The 16,258-nt window shown below is 33.8% G+C and carries 15 protein-coding genes, 3 tRNA genes and 1 pseudogene; 1 reads left to right on the top strand and 18 read right to left on the bottom strand.

Features of this window, described 5'->3' with window-relative positions; genetic code table 11:
• Positions 1 to 85: 85 nt before the first annotated feature.
• From yhbH to BAU27_RS23565, 11 genes are all read right to left on the bottom strand, one after another.
• Positions 86 to 1,261, bottom strand: coding sequence for a sporulation protein YhbH (gene yhbH, locus BAU27_RS23615; RefSeq protein WP_071743849.1), 1,176 nt, complete (start codon positions 1,259 to 1,261; stop codon positions 86 to 88).
• Between the two features lie 451 nt (positions 1,262 to 1,712).
• Positions 1,713 to 3,608 (bottom strand): PrkA family serine protein kinase, encoded by a 1,896-nt coding sequence (locus BAU27_RS23610; protein WP_000353273.1) that lies wholly within the window; start codon positions 3,606 to 3,608, stop codon positions 1,713 to 1,715.
• Positions 3,609 to 4,010: 402 nt separating this feature from the next.
• Entirely contained in the window at positions 4,011 to 6,080 is a 2,070-nt protein-coding gene (locus BAU27_RS23605; protein ID WP_071743850.1) for a sensor domain-containing protein, read from the bottom strand.
• 125 nt (positions 6,081 to 6,205) lie between these two features.
• The gene (trmL, locus tag BAU27_RS23600) at positions 6,206 to 6,694 is read right to left on the bottom strand and encodes a tRNA (uridine(34)/cytosine(34)/5-carboxymethylaminomethyluridine(34)-2'-O)-methyltransferase TrmL (RefSeq protein ID WP_000538149.1); all 489 of its coding nucleotides are present in this window, start codon (positions 6,692 to 6,694) and stop codon (positions 6,206 to 6,208) included.
• Between the two features lie 58 nt (positions 6,695 to 6,752).
• Positions 6,753 to 7,640, bottom strand: coding sequence for an amidase domain-containing protein (locus BAU27_RS23595; protein ID WP_071743851.1), 888 nt, complete (start codon positions 7,638 to 7,640; stop codon positions 6,753 to 6,755).
• A 44-nt stretch (positions 7,641 to 7,684) separates the two neighbouring features.
• The gene (gene queG, locus BAU27_RS23590) at positions 7,685 to 8,827 is read right to left on the bottom strand and encodes a tRNA epoxyqueuosine(34) reductase QueG (RefSeq protein WP_071743852.1); all 1,143 of its coding nucleotides are present in this window, start codon (positions 8,825 to 8,827) and stop codon (positions 7,685 to 7,687) included.
• A gap of 200 nt (positions 8,828 to 9,027) precedes the next feature.
• A tRNA-Gly gene (locus tag BAU27_RS23585) sits at positions 9,028 to 9,101 on the bottom strand.
• A gap of 115 nt (positions 9,102 to 9,216) precedes the next feature.
• Positions 9,217 to 9,867 (bottom strand): DsbA family protein, encoded by a 651-nt coding sequence (locus BAU27_RS23580; RefSeq protein ID WP_071743853.1) that lies wholly within the window; start codon positions 9,865 to 9,867, stop codon positions 9,217 to 9,219.
• A gap of 188 nt (positions 9,868 to 10,055) precedes the next feature.
• Positions 10,056 to 10,832 (bottom strand): transglycosylase domain-containing protein, encoded by a 777-nt coding sequence (locus BAU27_RS23575; protein ID WP_071743854.1) that lies wholly within the window; start codon positions 10,830 to 10,832, stop codon positions 10,056 to 10,058.
• Between the two features lie 531 nt (positions 10,833 to 11,363).
• Positions 11,364 to 11,825, bottom strand: coding sequence for an NUDIX hydrolase (locus BAU27_RS23570; protein WP_071772132.1), 462 nt, complete (start codon positions 11,823 to 11,825; stop codon positions 11,364 to 11,366).
• A 146-nt stretch (positions 11,826 to 11,971) separates the two neighbouring features.
• A complete protein-coding gene (locus BAU27_RS23565; protein ID WP_071743856.1) occupies positions 11,972 to 12,691 on the bottom strand; it encodes a YebC/PmpR family DNA-binding transcriptional regulator in 720 nt (239 codons plus the stop codon).
• Positions 12,692 to 13,043: 352 nt separating this feature from the next.
• Between BAU27_RS23565 and BAU27_RS23560 the strand changes: the two genes are divergently transcribed.
• Entirely contained in the window at positions 13,044 to 13,364 is a 321-nt protein-coding gene (locus BAU27_RS23560) for a DUF3884 family protein (protein WP_071772131.1), read from the top strand.
• A 50-nt stretch (positions 13,365 to 13,414) separates the two neighbouring features.
• Here the strand turns inward: BAU27_RS23560 and BAU27_RS32440 are convergent, their stop codons facing one another.
• The 7 genes and pseudogenes from BAU27_RS32440 to BAU27_RS23530 form a co-directional block, all read right to left on the bottom strand.
• On the bottom strand, positions 13,415 to 13,561 hold the full coding sequence (locus BAU27_RS32440) for a hypothetical protein (RefSeq protein ID WP_165616011.1): 147 nt from the start codon (positions 13,559 to 13,561) through the stop codon (positions 13,415 to 13,417).
• Positions 13,562 to 13,591: 30 nt separating this feature from the next.
• Positions 13,592 to 14,045 (bottom strand): annotated as a pseudogene (locus BAU27_RS23555) (YrhA family protein).
• 190 nt (positions 14,046 to 14,235) lie between these two features.
• On the bottom strand, positions 14,236 to 14,694 hold the full coding sequence (locus BAU27_RS23550) for an SMI1/KNR4 family protein (RefSeq protein ID WP_012261693.1): 459 nt from the start codon (positions 14,692 to 14,694) through the stop codon (positions 14,236 to 14,238).
• Between the two features lie 192 nt (positions 14,695 to 14,886).
• On the bottom strand, positions 14,887 to 15,309 hold the full coding sequence (locus BAU27_RS23545; RefSeq protein ID WP_071772130.1) for an immunity 70 family protein: 423 nt from the start codon (positions 15,307 to 15,309) through the stop codon (positions 14,887 to 14,889).
• A gap of 5 nt (positions 15,310 to 15,314) precedes the next feature.
• The gene (locus tag BAU27_RS23540; RefSeq protein WP_254798002.1) at positions 15,315 to 15,839 is read right to left on the bottom strand and encodes a hypothetical protein; all 525 of its coding nucleotides are present in this window, start codon (positions 15,837 to 15,839) and stop codon (positions 15,315 to 15,317) included.
• 246 nt (positions 15,840 to 16,085) lie between these two features.
• A tRNA-Leu gene (locus BAU27_RS23535) sits at positions 16,086 to 16,167 on the bottom strand.
• Positions 16,168 to 16,176: 9 nt separating this feature from the next.
• Positions 16,177 to 16,247 (bottom strand) — tRNA-Cys (locus BAU27_RS23530).
• Positions 16,248 to 16,258: the final 11 nt, after the last annotated feature.

Below are 16,258 nucleotides of genomic sequence, written 5' to 3'. Positions count from 1 at the left end.
TCTTGAATAAATGATAATGATTTTCATTATCGATGTCAATTAAAAAAATAAAAAGTTTACAAAAAAATAATCCCTTTAAAAGGGATTATGCCATTTTTTCACCTGATTCTTCTTTAAAGAAGCTTTTCATCGCATGGAATACGTCTGCTTTTTGCTTTAAAATATAATATCTGAAATTCTCATCTTTAATATTTTTATAGGCGGACATTAGCGTACTATGGCGGTTGTACTGATTCACTTCCCCATATCCAAACATATTACACTTCTTCATTAACTCTTCCACAAGCTTTACGCATCTAGCATTATCCGAAGTTAAATTATCACCGTCTGAAAAATGGAACGGATAAATATTATAGCGGTCTGGTGAATATTTATTATCGATTACCTCAAGTGCTTTTTTGTATACGGAAGAACAGATCGTTCCGCCACTTTCTCCCTTTGAGAAGAACTCTTCTTCTGTAACTACTTTTGCCTCTGTATGATGGGCAATAAACTCAATATCTACCGTTTCATATTTTGTGCGCAAAAATCTTGTCATCCAAAAGAAGAAGCTACGTGCCATATACTTCTCCCATATTCCCATCGATCCACTCGTATCCATCATCGCTAATACAACCGCTTTCGAATCTGGCTTTAACACTTCATTCCAAGTACGGAACTTTAAATCTTCTTGGTGAATCGGGTGGAAGGATGCTTTACCACCCATTGCATTTCGTTTATATGCAGATATCATCGTTCGCTTCTTATCAATGTTTCCCCATAATCCTGTTTTTCTAATGTCATTAAATTCAATATGCTCAATCCGGTTTTCATCCATTTCTTTTCTCTTTAAATTAGGCAGCTCTAATTCTTTGAAAAACGCTTGCTCTAATTCTAAAATTGAGACTTCTGCTTCATAATAATCTTCCCCAGCTGAATCTCCTGCACCTTGCCCTTTTCCTGGTCCTTTTTGTTTTTGACCACCTGATCCGTCTCTCGCAACGACATCACCAACTTTACTATCACCGTTTCCTTGCCCAACATGTTTATTTTTATCATAATTGTATCTAATCTTATATTCATCTAAAGAACGAATCGGTATTTTTACAACATCCTTGCCATTAGACATAACTATACTTTCTTCTGTTACAAGGTCTGGTAAATTATTTTTAATGGCCTCTTGCACTTTTTCTTGATGGCGTTGTTGGTCGTCATATCCTTTGCGATGGAGGGACCAGTTTTCCTGTGAAATCGTATAATTTGGTTGATTTTCTTCGCCCATTTCTTTCCCTCCTTACTGTAATTGTCTTCCTCTATGAACAGCAAGCTAGAAATTTTGTTCTGTAATGTGCAAGCTAGAATACTTGAAAAATAACTGTCCATCGAAAATCATCCCATAAACATATATAACGTTTTTCATACAATACTCCGAGCATCCTAAACAAAATTTTTCCACTCACGTAATAGAAGTAACATTTAACCGTCGATAAGAAAGAAACACAATGCATTGTTGCACACATTTTCACTTTGCAACATATTGTATTGTGTTGGCTTTTTTCGTATGAATGGTTGGTTACTCTATCATATGCATATTGTAAAAATAATTGACAATAAATTCATGAAATTGCATCTTAATTTATTATATTTGGACAAGGTATGACACGTTATACACATATGAGCGGATAATAAAACGCTGTCCCGCAAAAAACAAGAGACAGCGTTTTGTTATCAAACTATCGATTTAACAAACTACCTACATAACGTAACAATTCATTCGCAGATGAAGAATTATATCCATGCTCATCAATTAAGCGTGCAACAACATCATTGATTTTCTTAAGCTGATTTTCGTCTGGCGTTTTCGTTGATGTTGTAATTTTCACTATATCTTTTAAATCAGCAAATAGTTTTTTCTGAATCGCTTCACGAAGGCGTTCATGTGAATTATAATCAAAGCGCTTTCCTTTACGGGCATAAGCAGAAATTCGAATTAAAATTTCTTCACGGAATGCTTTCTTAGCATTTTCTGAAATTCCAATTTGCTCTTCAATTGAGCGCATTAATTTTTCATCTGGGCTCATTTCTTCACCTGTTAATGGGTCACGTAATTTCGACTTATTGCAGTACGCCTCAACGTTATCTAAATAATTATCCATAAGTGTCTTAGCTGATTCTTCGTATGAATAAACAAACGCTTTTTGTACTTCTTTCTTAGCAATTTCATCGTATTCTTTTCTCGCTAATGAGATGAAATTCATATAACGCTCTCGATCTTCATTACTAATTGATGGATGCTGATCCAACCCATCTTTTAGCGATCTAAGTACATCTAGTGCATTAATAGATGGTACCTCTTTTCGAATAATTGTAGAAGAAATTCGGTTAATAACATAACGAGGATCAATACCTTTCATACCTTCATCTTGATATTCGCGTTGCAATTCTTCTACATCAATTGCATTATAACCTTCTACCGTTTCTCCATCATATAAACGCATCTTTTTAATTAAATCAATATCCGGACGCTTCGGATCTTTTAAACGAGTTAAAATGGTAAACATTGCTGCAACTCGAAGTGTATGCGGTGCAATATGAACATTGGACACGTCACTTTCACGAATCATTTTTTCATAAATATGTTCTTCTTCACTAACTCGTAAGTTATACGGAACTGGCATTACAATAATTCTTGAGTGCAATGCTTCATTTTTCTTATTTGCTATGAAGGAACGATACTCTGTTTCATTCGTATGCGCTACAATTAATTCATCTGCTGAAATAAGCGCAAATCTTCCCGCTTTGAAATTCCCTTCTTGCGTAAGCGATAGTAAATGCCATAAAAATTTCTCATCGCATTTTAACATCTCTTGGAATTCCATCATACCTCGGTTCGCCTTATTCAATTCTCCATCAAATCGATATGCACGAGGATCTGATTCTGAACCATATTCTGCAATCGTAGAAAAGTCCAGACTACCTGTTAAATCGGCAATATCTTGTGATTTTGGATCAGACGGACTAAATGTACCAATCCCTGTACGGCGATCTTCAGAGAAGAAAATACGCTCTACAACTACATCCTCAATTCTTGATCCATATTCTTGCTCTAAACGCATCACATTTAATGGTGATAAATTCCCTTCAATTCTTACTCCATACTCATCAAAGAAGTCATCACGTAAATGGTGCGGAATTAAATGCAATGGATCTTCATGCATTGGGCAGCCTTTAATCGCAAAAATAGCTCCACGATCTGTACGTGAATATGTTTCTAATCCTCGTTTCAACATCGTAACTAAAGTTGATTTACCACCACTAACAGGACCCATTAATAATAAAATACGTTTTCTAACATCTAATCGTTTTGCAGATGGATGAAAATATTCTTCGACAAGACGCTCTAGTGCATCCTCTAATCCAAACAGCTGATTACTAAAGAAATTATATTTTCTTCTACCATCAACTTCTTCAATTCCGGCATCTTTTATCATATTGTAAATGCGAGAGTGTGCTGTTTGAGCCACCCATGGTCTTTCTTTCACAAGCTCCAAATACTCCGCAAACGTACCTTCCCATTGTAAACGTTCTTCTGCTGCTCGATGCTGTTCAATCTTTTTTAGAATATCCATTATAGCTCCTCCCCCATCTCCTTGTTCAATCGGATTATTATAAAAGGTATGCTAGGATGTCCTTAAACATTCTTTAAATCAAAACGAAATATATAATAGCTCTATAAAATTCTCTCCAAAATTCAAAGAAAATTCTGTATAATAAGGGTATTAACGTTTTCACGCTACTATTCATTGTAAATAAATTCTTTTCTTCTAGGAACCTTACATACATTTCGATTCACAAATAGGATTCGTAAACCGAAAAAGTAAGGAGGAAATTAGTATGAAATTATTATTAATTTTAGGTGTATCACTCACATTTCTTACAGCTATTTTCACATCTGGTTACAACGATAAACCAGGTACACATAAAAAGTGATGTGCTATTTAGCACATCACTTTTTTTCTTGTTTTTATAAACTATTTAAAATAAATATTTTCCACATCGTATATCGATAAAGGACGATTATAAAAATAACCTTGTACGAGTTTCACATTCTTTTCCTTTAAAAATTGTATTTGTTCCGCTTTCTCTACTCCTTCTGCAATTACATTTAATCCTAGAGTATGTGCTAAATGAATAATTGCAGCCGTAATATTCGTATCTCTTTCATCTCTGTATATACCTTCCATAAAAGAACGATCAATTTTTAACGTATCAATTGGATATGTTTTCAAATAACTTAAAGATGAATATCCCGTTCCAAAATCATCTAAATGAATCTTTAAGTTTTGTTCTTTTAACTGTAATAACACTCTTTTCGATAAATCTTTATGTATAAGGGCTCCTTCTGTAACTTCTATTGCTAATAAATGAGGCGGTACATTGTACTTATTTAAAGCGCGTGTAATCATCTCTATTAATGTAATAGAACGAAAATGTCTAGCTGAAATATTAACTGCAATTGGTACAACCTCATATCCTTTATTTAACCATTCATGTATTTGTTTACACACTTGATGTACTACCCATTCATCAAGTTTAATAATAAATCCTGTTCTTTCAGCAAGTGGGATAAATTGATTTGGCGAGACCAATCCTAGCTCCTTATTCTCCCACCTTATTAAGGCTTCCATACTGGCTATCTTTCCCGTTTCAATATTAATTTGAGGTTGATAATATAGGAAAAATTCATCTTTTTCTATAGCACGATGTAACTGGTTTTCTATTATAAACCTTTGTTCACGTTCACAATCTAATCCACTACAATAGAAATGATAATACCCTTTTCCTTTTTCCTTGGCTTTTTCCAAAGCTGCGTCGACCCTTTGGAAAAGTATTTTTTCATCCATTCCATCTTCTGGGGCCATTACAATCCCAATTGATGCACTCAAATAAACATCCTCTTCTTCTAGTACAAAATGCCCACTAATTTTTTTTAGTATTGTTTGTGCAACTTCCTCTACGCATTCTCTCGTTATATTTTCTATTAACATAACAAATTGATCATCATGTTCTCTAAATAAATGCATATCTTCTATTTTTACGTCTCGTAAGCATTCAGTAACTTTTTTTAAGACTTGATCTCCTTCTTTATGACCAAATGTATCATTAATAAGGTGAAATTCATCCAAATCTATAAAAAGCAATGCGAATTTTTTATTCTCAGCTAAAAATTCATTTAGTTTATTTGTACATGATATTCTATTCATTAACCCCGTTAACTGATCAAAGTAAGCCAAATATTCTGTTTTCATCTCATTTAATACTTGCCTTGTAACATCCCTCGTGACTATGTACACCCCGACGATTTCACTATTCACAATAATAGGGATTGTCCTAACGGAAATATAAAGTTCATATCCTTCTTTATGAATATACTTCTTTGCAACAATTTGTTTTGCTCTTCCCTGTAAAGCCCCCTTAAATATGGTTTGAAAAGCTTGTTCATATTCCTTATTTATAAACTGAAAAACAAATTGATTACTTAGTTCTTCATATCGATATCCAAATATTTCATATGTTGCTGGATTTGCATATATAATTCTCCCAATAGAATTTACAGATACAATGGAGTCATTATTATATTCTAGTAATGACTTAAATAACATTTGTTTTTCTTCTATTTCCACTTTTTCCTTAACCTGTGCTGTAATATCCCTAGTAATACAAATAATAAACTGACATATTCCATTTACATCACATACTGGATTAAGTAAAGATTCATAATGTATATTACCAGTTGGCAAACTAATTACATCACAAAATGTATTTGCTTTCGCTTCTCTCATTACTTTTGCATATTGTCCTTGTAATATCCTTGCCGTATCTTCTGGTAATACTTCTGCAAAAGTTTTTCCATAACATTCTTTTCCTAGCCTGGCATAATCCATTCCTATTTTATTCACATAAATATATTTAAAAGTTTCATCATCAATAACTTTCACAATAAACACTAAATCTTGAATAGCATGTAGTAGTCCCTGTCTTACTAAATCCATATCTATCATACTTAAAAAGGTATTTTGATTGTTATATTGTTCCTTCATATTTATCTCAACCCGTCTTATCTATTTTTATTCATATACCTCATTCTATATGAATATGTAGCTTTTTTAAAATGTATGGTTACATATTTTCTAAAAAAAATAAAAAAGTCGCCAAATGGCGACTTTTAATAAACGATTTCTAAATCTAATCCTGGATAATTTTGTTGACGGAACGCTTCATAAATTAAAATTGCTGCTGTATTAGATAAATTTAATGAACGTACTTTATCCGTCATTGGAATACGTAAACAATGATCGAAGTTTTCTTCAATTACATTAGCTGGTAATCCATTTGTTTCTCTTCCAAACACGAAATAGTAATCCTTCTCACGTTTGCTATAATCAAATGCTGTATGAGCTTTCTCGCCATACTTTGTTAAATAGAAGAATTCACCATCTTTATTTTTTTCATAAAATTCTTCGATTGAATCATAATACGTAACTTTTACGTGCTGCCAATAATCTAATCCTGCACGCTTTAACATTTTGTCATCCGTTGAAAATCCAAGCGGTCTAATCAAATGTAATTCTGTTCCAGTTGCTGCACAAGTACGTGCAATATTTCCTGTATTTGCTGGAATTTCTGGTTGATATAAAACAACATGTACTCCCACGCGATATTCACCTCTATTTTTTGTCTACTACGTATTATACCACTTGAACGAAAAATCTCTACCCATTAATAATATGAAAGAATTTATATTTCATTTGCGGTGTATATTTACTAGAGTCTTCATAATTCCAATAACGCTGACGGCTATTCGCTGAATGTGCATTTACAAGCGGCATACCATCTGCGTCTTTTGCTACTACAATTGTCGTATGATTCCACCTACCATCATCCTCAAAATCATACGCAATTACATCGCCAAGAATTAGGTCTTCTGGCTTTTCTACCGCTTCTGCCCGAAGCCCTGTTGTAGCACCTGACAAATACCAATAAAAAGAGTGTGCTACAGCCCAACTCCAACTCCATTGGTTTCCCCTTTGCCACCACCCTTTACGAATGTTAGGATGTCCGTTCATTGGCACTTCTCCAGTGTGCAGACATTGTGAAATGAAATTTGTACAATTATCAGGGAAATTACGGTATGCGGGATTGCGATCATCCCACCAACGCTCTGCATATTTCACTGCCTCTAAACGATTATATTGATATGAACCGTATTTTTCTTTCGTGACTTCTCGTTCTAACTTTTCACCTATCCCTATTTCTTCTGACACCTCAAGAGCATAATCATCTATTACACGACTGTTTTTCAGACAAACTCGTCGTTTTAATTGTTCCTCTTCGATATAAAATAATTCTTTATGCTTAATTAAATATTTAAAGTGTACCTGATAATCAATTTCTTGATGCTCACTACTATTTAATTGTCTAATGAAAGAAATATCGGCAGTTGCTTTCACTATATCTGCACTACGTTTTTGAAACAATTGTTTCTTTCTCTGTACCATTCGTAATAAATCTTCAGCAATACCATCCACGTCAGTTCGTTTCTCTGTGATATATGCTAAAAACTGTTGTACTTGCTTTTCAATATTCGCTTTTACAACCATTTCGTCTCCCTCCCATATTACAATATGAAAAAGGGAGATATTATCTACTCTTTTTTCTGTGCTAACAATTCAAGCCCACGATTCATTTCATGAAGAACCTCTTCATCTTTCTCACGTTCCATCGCTTTTTCAATTGCTTCGCCTACTCCATCTCCGCCAATTTTCCCAAGTGCCCATGCTGCTGTTCCGCGAAGTACTGGCCTTGGGTCATCTTTCATAACACCGATTAAATCAGGAATTGCTGCTGTTTCTTTAAAATGTGCAAGTGCTAAAATAGCATTTCGTTGCAATGGCTTTTTACCTCTCCATGAACCAGACATAATTCCATACTTCTCTTTAAAATCACGATTACTAATTGTTAAAAGTGGTGTTAATAACGGTTTAACTAACTCAGGGTCAGGCTCCATTTCAGGATGATTGTGGAAATCCATTCCTTTATTTTTTGGACAAACCGTCTGACATGTATCACATCCATATATACGGTTTCCTATTTTATCGCGATATTCTTCAGGCAGAAACCCTTTTGTCTGTGTTAAAAATGCGATACATTTCTTCGAGTCTAACTGTCCTCCCTGTACTAAAGCACCTGTAGGACAAATATCAATACATTTCGTACAACTTCCACATTGATCTTCTATTGGCTGATCCGGAGGGAATGGGATGTTCGTAATCATTTCTCCTAAGTATACATACGAACCAAATTCCGGCGTAATAATAGCGCAGTTCTTACCACTCCATCCAATACCGGCACGCTCTGATACAGCTCGATCACTTAGTTCACCTGTATCGACCATTGATTTCACTTCTATATCCGGAAGTTTCTCGATTAAATACGCCTCTAACTTTTGCAAACGATCTCGTAAAACGAGATGATAATCTTGTCCCCACGAAGCACGACAAAAAATCCCGCGGCGCTCTCCACGCTTACTTAATGGTGCATTTTTTAATTTTGAAGGGTACGCTAAAGCAATCGCAATGATTGATTTTGCACCAGGTAGTAAAAGCTGTGGATTCGTTCTCTTCTCTATATCAGGCTCTTCGAATCCAGACTGATAATTTAATTGTTGCTGCTGGATTAATCGTTGCTTTAATTCCTCAAATGGTGATGCACTAGCAAACCCTATTTTATCTATACCAATCGTTTTACTATACGCAATTACTTCTTGCTTTAATTGTTCAAAATCCATTCTTTATCGCCTCCTCCGATGAATCCATCCCTTATGTAACGACTATATTGGTTAGTAATTCACTTTTGGAATACTATTCTTTACTTCTATTTTCGCATACAATTACGCTTTTCAAACATTAAAAAACGCAATGCCTCGTTTATCTTAGAAACGAAACACTGCGTTGATCACAATTTATTAGAAAAACATTAAATAAAATTTGGAGCGGGTGAAGAGAATCGAACTCTCGACCAGAGCTTGGAAGGCTCTTGTTTTACCACTAAACTACACCCGCAAATATGAAATAAATATAAGATATTAAAATAACTTATGTAAAGTAGTATAGCATGTAAAAAAATACGAAGCAAGAATTTTATCGAAAAAAGTCGAAAAAGTGATGAGATAACTCATCACTTTTTCAATTCTTTATCAATTGCCTTCTTCATACTATCGAAATCAGGATTTGCAAGATTTCCATTTACATATACTGAAGGAGCACCTTGAACTTTTAATTTTTGAGCACGATCTGAATCTTTACGTACTTTGTCTTTCATTTCTTTACTGTGTAAATCTTTTTTAAACTGTTCTACATTAATTTTCGGAAGCTTTTCTTTCACAATATTAAGAAGTAATTCTTCTGTAATCCATTCTTCCGTATCTTTCTTTTGATTTTGATAAATCTCATCATAGAAAATCCAGAATGAATCTTGATCTTGTTTATAAATCGCTTCACCAGCGGCTGCACCTAAATCAGAGTCTTTTCCGATAAACGGGAAGTTAATAAAATATAACTGCACTTTACCTTTATCAATATACTCTTCTTTTAATCGTGGTAATGCTGTTACATCCCAAGTACGACAAGCTGGACATTTAAAGTCTCCAAACTCAACTACCTTAACTGGAGCATCATCTTTCCCTAGAGATTGTTGCGTAGAATAAGCAAACATCTCATTCCCTTTATCTTTCTTGTCATTTATGATGCTATACGCAATTGTTCCAATTACAATCAATACTGCGATAGAAAAAACTACACCAAGAACCATGAGTTTATTTGATTTCATATACATTCCTCTTTAAATTCATATTCTGTATACAGCATTGTACACAATACACATAATATCAACACTTATATACGTCACGCAATGAACACGCTCACATAAATTACAAAAATACAACATTTGTGACAATATTGTGTCGTCTTTTGTCACAAATTATTCAAAAAAAAGAAGCTCCTACGTAGGAACTTCTTTTAACTTACTGCTTTTTCACGGGCATTTTTTAACATGGATTGCTCTGTTTTTATATCATGACGAATTACTAGTTTCTCACTAACTGCTTGCACATATTCATCATGATTTATATACCCTTCTTTCTCCATTAACCTTAAAACTACATTCCGTCTCTCAACTGCTTTATCATAATTTTGTGCAGGTGAGTAATAAGCCGGTGCTTTTACTACAGCAGCCATCATTGCACTTTCAGCCAGTGTTAATTGATCCACTTTTTTACCGAAGTAAAGGTTTGCTGCTTTTTCAATTCCCCATGCGCCTTCTCCGTAGTAAATATTACTTACATACAATTTTAATATCTCATCCTTTGTGAATGTACGTTCAATCTTTTTCGTATAAAAAATTTCTTTCCACTTACGAGAAAATGTACGTTCATTAGATAAGAAAGCATTTTTAGATAACTGCTGTGTAATCGTGCTTCCTCCTTGCACAACACCACCAGCTTTTATATTCTCAATAGACGCCCTGATAATCGCTATATAGTCTAAACCGTTATGATGATAAAATCTTTTATCTTCCGTCGCAATAAATGCGTGTGTTAATGATTCTGGCACCTCTAAATTAGCAGGTACATGTAATTTACTAATATCACTTCGCTCAATCATTACATTTCCAACGAATAATAATGCAAAACTTAACAATAATAATAATATAATGGCTTTATAAAAAAATTTAGTTAATGGATTTAATGCAACTTTTTGATGATAGTTCACTCTAGATAATACTCGTTCTTTCATCTCGAACACCTCTTTTCCACACAGCATATATAACTCTTAACTCAAGAATACATTGTTGTAAAAGAATATCCCATCGATTTCTCTTACACGTACCTTACAACATTGTAAGGTGTAAAAATGTATTGTATCACAGTCCTTTTTTATCTACTATTCATATGAAATGTTGAATATACATTATTTATAGGCAGACAGTAGGACTCCCCTTAATAATTAGTAACAGAAAAAGAATTAAGAGCGCTATAACTATCTTCATAAAAAAAGCTTAATTTAACTTTATTCTTTTACTATATCATTTATAAATTTATACTTTTAAACATCTAGCAATCTAAGTATATACGATATATCACTATTATACAGAACAAACGTTCCTTAAATCAATACTAGCTTTCATACTGTCTCGCTATTGGCTGACAGTAGAACTTCTCCCACTCATTAATAGACTACACTTTATTATTGTGACCTTTTTCTGAAACAGTATACATAAAGAAAAGGTTAGCAATTTGAGGTGTCCTCAAATAACTAACCTAAACGTTACAGCCTTCCTATAAGATTATATGGCTGAACTTCCCATGTTTCGTATGGAATGAACTGCGTCGCTTTCATCGCATCAAGTGTCCTTGATTTCATATGTGGACGCGTTATATACTCATCAATGTTCTCTTCGTTTAAAGCAACAAATTTGGCTTCTTTTATTTCTTCAGGTTGAATTTTTATTTCGCCACTAACATATGCTACTTTAAAGACAACAGCTAAAATATGCATAGAAGCGTTATAATACACTCCTGTAATTCCAATTGGCTTCACCGTTAAGCCCGTCTCCTCCATTATTTCTCTACAAACAGCTTGATCGAGGGCTTCTCCTTCTTCTACCTGTCCTCCAGGCATTTCCCACGTATCAGCTCGCCAGTGCACTTTTGCTAAAAGTACTTCATTCTTTTCATTTGTTAAATAACCTGATACGGCAACAATATGTTTTGGTGTTTTATGCGCCATAAAAATGCCTCCTAGAAATACAATTATTTCATGTACAATCTATAACCATATTCCCTACTTACAACAAAACACCTTTAATAATTCAGCATCTTAATTAACTTCACAAAAAAGACCCTATTCGTTAAACGAAAGGATCTTCTGTCTTATTATTCTCCTAAGTCTACGTTGTGGTAAACTTGTTGTACATCTTCTAAATCTTCTAATGCATCAACCATTTTTTCAAATTGTGCTTGAGCATCTTCAGGAAGTTCTACATCATTTTGTGCAAGCATTGTTAATTCTGCAACTGTAAATTCTTCAACACCAGCATCTTTAAGTGCAGATTGTACTGAATGGAATTGATCAGGTTCAGCATACACGATAACAGAATCTTCTTCTTCTAGAATGTCACGTGCATCTACATCTGCTTCCATTAAAATTTCAAGAACTTCATCTGATGTTTTACCTTCAAGACCGATAACAGCTGTCGCATCAAACATGTAAGCTACAGAACCGTTTACGCCCATGTTACCACTGTTTTTGCTAAATGCAGCTCGTACATCTGCTGCAGTACGGTTTACGTTATTTGTAAGTGTATCTACAATCACCATAGATCCATTTGGTCCAAAGCCTTCATAACGAAGCTCGTCATAGTTTTCTTCTGAACCGCCTTTTGCCTTTTCAATTGCACGATCAATAATTGTTCTTGGTACATTGTATGTTTTCGCGCGCTCTAATACAACTCTTAACGTTTGGTTTGATTCAGGATCTGGCTCGCCTTGTTTTGCTGCCACATAAATTTCACGTCCAAATTTTGCGTATATACGGCTTGTATTTGCATCTTTTGATGCTTTTTTATCTTTAATATTGTTCCATTTACGGCCCATACTTTCCACTCTCTTTCCCGTTTTAAATCTACATAAAAATATTAATATAAAATATAATGTGTATTCAACACATTTTTAAAAGAAATATAAAAAGTTCATTTTTGATTCATATTACAGACATAATATAAATTACTATCATTTTGTTCTTTCGACAAGTTATATTATACATGAATTCCTACGTTTATTACGAATTTTAGAAGCACATAGTATAATTTAACAAAAAAGGCTCTAACATTTCTGTTAGAGTCTTTTTATATCGCTGATACCGTTTTCCATAATATTCCCATATTTTCTTTCTATTGCTGTATAATTAAAATAGGGAAAAATTTGAAGGGAAAATGGAGGGAAAATTATGGCACATTCAAATGAGAAAAAAGCACATGGTCTTAAAGGAATAGGAGAGAAGTTAAACCCAACTATCTATCAAGTGAGATTCATGAAATTAGATGAACCAATTCAATTTGAGTCGTTTCCTGAATTAAAGGAATTAGGGGACTGGTTGAGTACTTCAACGCAAATGTGGTCGTGCCACTCAGCTATGTACAAGTACAACAGAGAAAAGTTTGAAAAAAAGTTTTTAGAAATTACGAAATTAACAGCTGATAATGTGCTAATATCTACTGGTGGTGTCGGATTTAACTTCATGTCACCCGGGTGGAGAGATACTCTATAAAGTAATGAAATTATATAAAGGGATAAAAATGAATGTTCATTTTTATCCCTTTATTGTTTCGCAGTTTGCTCTAATTCCTTAATAGCTTTTAACTGTTGTTTATATAACAGAGCTGTTTCTTCTTCCAAAGTTTCACTCGGTAAAAAGAAATACTCTTCGCTCTTGAGTCGTATCAGATAAATAAACTGTTCTTTCAAATAGATTTTTTGTTCTTCTTAATACCCCTATTACAGAAGGGTTATTTTTAACGCTTCCTCAAGCATTGTATTGAAATCATTATATGTTTTCATCACTGTGCCAGATGGTTTATCAAGTTCTAGATAAGTACCGTCTGATAAGTTTTTTGCAAAACCACGCAATATTTGAATCCCCAAAGAAAAGATACTCTTTTTGAAATTCATTTTCATACCAAATCTCATTCGTGTCTATAAGTCCACTAATTAGTTCGTCCCTTTCTGTGTCTAGTAAAGAAGGGTCAACTCCATAAATCACCAGCCCATTAAAATCTAAACCATTTACGTTTTTAATAAACTCCTCAAATTCACTCGGTAAATCGACATTAAATTTCTCTTTCACGTGTTCTCTTAATCTATGAACTTCAGTATCTGTTGCTGGTGTGTTTAGATTAAAGTTAACACTTTTCAGTATATCTTCAATTTCTAAAATCAGATTTTTCCACATATAAATTTCACCATTGCTTCAGCTTGAATCTGTTCAAAAATTTCTTTTTCATTTCCCTCATAATTGTCTAACATTCTTAGAATTTCTGAAACCTTTGCGTCCATGTTACTAACTCCTGTCAGTTATTTTAGAACTTTGCTAAAGACTTACACGTTCAACTCTGAAACTCAGGTGTTCATTGATTCTTTCATTAGATATAATAGTCAGGATTTTCGCCCATTTTAATTAAAAATTCTTCTAAAGAATCCGCTATTTTCTCATCTTCAGAGTAAATAGGGCATTGACCTAATTCATTCGCTTGCTTAAATTTAATTGTTAAAAAGCTAAGTTCTGTCACTTCAAAAAACACTAATGATTCTTCATCGTCTACACCATCTATATTAGGGTTATATTCATAGATATCTTGTCTCAAACGAAAATCCACAACAGAAAAGGGGTCCATAAATCTGTTAAAAAAGAACTTACTTGATGCCTCTAAAAAACCATAACCAATTTCTTTATAAAAATTTTTCAATTCTTTAGGGAATTTCATTTTTAATAAATCTTCTGCTTCCTCTATCTCTTCACTTTTTAAAGGATAGAAAATAGGTGTTTGGTCAGATTTTATACTTTCATCAGCTACAACACAATTTTTCAAAAAATCAAACATAACTTTTACTACCTCCGTTAGATTCAATTGAAGTGATATTCTCTAATGATATAGGTTGTTGTAAATCTAAGTCGTTAGTATATTTATGAAATAACTTATTCATAATTGATTATTCTTCTTCAAAATCACGTAAGCCAGAAGCTCTCTTTTTATAAAATCCCTCAAAGAAAACTCTAAAATATTCAGCACGATTTATTTACCTAGATTTGAAACTGTTACATCAATTTTGTTTCTTTTTGCAACTTTTAAAGCATTGCTTAGTAAATCTAAGATAGTTGTACCTGTTGGAGTAGCATGATAATTTGCCAAACTAGTTATTTTATCAGGGATTTTATTCCCCCAAGGTGGCTGTCTTTCCACGTCCTCAATATCCCAAATGACTTCTGCCGAAGGTAATGTGCTTAAAACTTCTCTTATCTCCTCTACATTTTGAAGTGCTTCCTCTGTGTCTTCCCAACTTAACTTGTCAAAATATAAATTCTTCATTAATATTGGGTATTTAGTGCCCCAACCTTCAGGTTCTGTATGATATGACATTGTTGAAAAAAAGCTATGTAAAAAATCAGGGTGTCCTGTTTCATAGAAAAATATATCTACTTTAAATCCTACTGCCATTAATATCAATCCTCTCGCTTAAATATTACCTCTGGTGTTTCTTTAGACTTTTCTCTTATTTTTCTTACAATATCAAATAAAGCATCTTCAGGAACAGTTTGCCCTCGTATATCAATAATGACGGTTTTCTTTGTATCTATAGGTAAATTATCAACCCTATCATTAACTTGTTTAACAATAACTCTAACTAGGTTACTTCTTTTTGACGAGGTAGACAAGTCGTAATTTTTCACTTCTAAGCTGTGACCCTCTGTGTAAAAATCAGGTCTTGTACTACCTTTTGTAACCTTTGAAACTTCTTCTCTATCTTTAAAAGCAACTTGGTCATCATAATCAGGATATCCCTTACCTACGTCAAGTTCTGACTGTCTCCAAGATGGTCTAGCAAACATAGAATAATCACTTAAATAATTACCCCAGTGTCCCGATGGTGGTAATGTATTAAGTATTGTTTCACCAGTTAGACCACCACCTGCAAAAACAGGCTGTAAACAAGAAGTTACAACTAATCTGTCTACTATATAAAGCAAATAAACACGAGAATCCTACCAAAATATAACTTCTCTTACCTTTCTCTAGTGAATTAAACCTACTACATGCGATTAGAAGGCATTACCTTAACCTATAAGAATTAACGTATTAGGTGATAAATTAACATTAATTTGAACACAAAAAAGCGTCCCCACAAAGTAGGAACGCTTGATATTACTGTATATTCACGTTTAATTGAAGATAAAAACAAATAAAAAAAAGACGATCACTCGTCTTTTAACCGATACCGATGGTCGGGGTCGAACCGACACTCCCGAAGGAACACGATTTTGAGTCGTGCGCGTCTGCCAATTCCGCCACATCGGCATAAAAGAAAGGCGGCAACCGGATTTGAACCGGTGGTAAAGGTTTTGCAGACCTCTGCCTTACCACTTGGCTATGCCGCCATATTAAGTTA

Source organism: Bacillus sp. NH11B, assembly GCF_001884205.1.
Taxonomy (GTDB): Bacteria; Bacillota; Bacilli; order Bacillales; family Bacillaceae_G; genus Bacillus_A; species Bacillus_A proteolyticus.
This window is presented reverse-complemented; position numbering and strand designations above follow the sequence as displayed.

Coding starts and splice junctions, on each gene's coding strand:
- yhbH (WP_071743849.1), bottom strand. CDS start 1,261: ATGGGCGAAGAAAATCAACCAAATTATACGATTTCACAGGAAAACTGG.
- BAU27_RS23610 (WP_000353273.1), bottom strand. CDS start 3,608: ATGGATATTCTAAAAAAGATTGAACAGCATCGAGCAGCAGAAGAACGT.
- BAU27_RS23605 (WP_071743850.1), bottom strand. CDS start 6,080: ATGAAGGAACAATATAACAATCAAAATACCTTTTTAAGTATGATAGAT.
- BAU27_RS23595 (WP_071743851.1), bottom strand. CDS start 7,640: ATGGTTGTAAAAGCGAATATTGAAAAGCAAGTACAACAGTTTTTAGCA.
- queG (WP_071743852.1), bottom strand. CDS start 8,827: ATGGATTTTGAACAATTAAAGCAAGAAGTAATTGCGTATAGTAAAACG.
- BAU27_RS23580 (WP_071743853.1), bottom strand. CDS start 9,867: ATGAAATCAAATAAACTCATGGTTCTTGGTGTAGTTTTTTCTATCGCA.
- BAU27_RS23575 (WP_071743854.1), bottom strand. CDS start 10,832: ATGAAAGAACGAGTATTATCTAGAGTGAACTATCATCAAAAAGTTGCA.
- BAU27_RS23570 (WP_071772132.1), bottom strand. CDS start 11,825: ATGGCGCATAAAACACCAAAACATATTGTTGCCGTATCAGGTTATTTA.
- BAU27_RS23565 (WP_071743856.1), bottom strand. CDS start 12,691: ATGGGCCGTAAATGGAACAATATTAAAGATAAAAAAGCATCAAAAGAT.
- BAU27_RS23560 (WP_071772131.1), top strand. CDS start 13,044: ATGGCACATTCAAATGAGAAAAAAGCACATGGTCTTAAAGGAATAGGA.
- BAU27_RS23550 (WP_012261693.1), bottom strand. CDS start 14,694: ATGTTTGATTTTTTGAAAAATTGTGTTGTAGCTGATGAAAGTATAAAA.
- BAU27_RS23545 (WP_071772130.1), bottom strand. CDS start 15,309: ATGGCAGTAGGATTTAAAGTAGATATATTTTTCTATGAAACAGGACAC.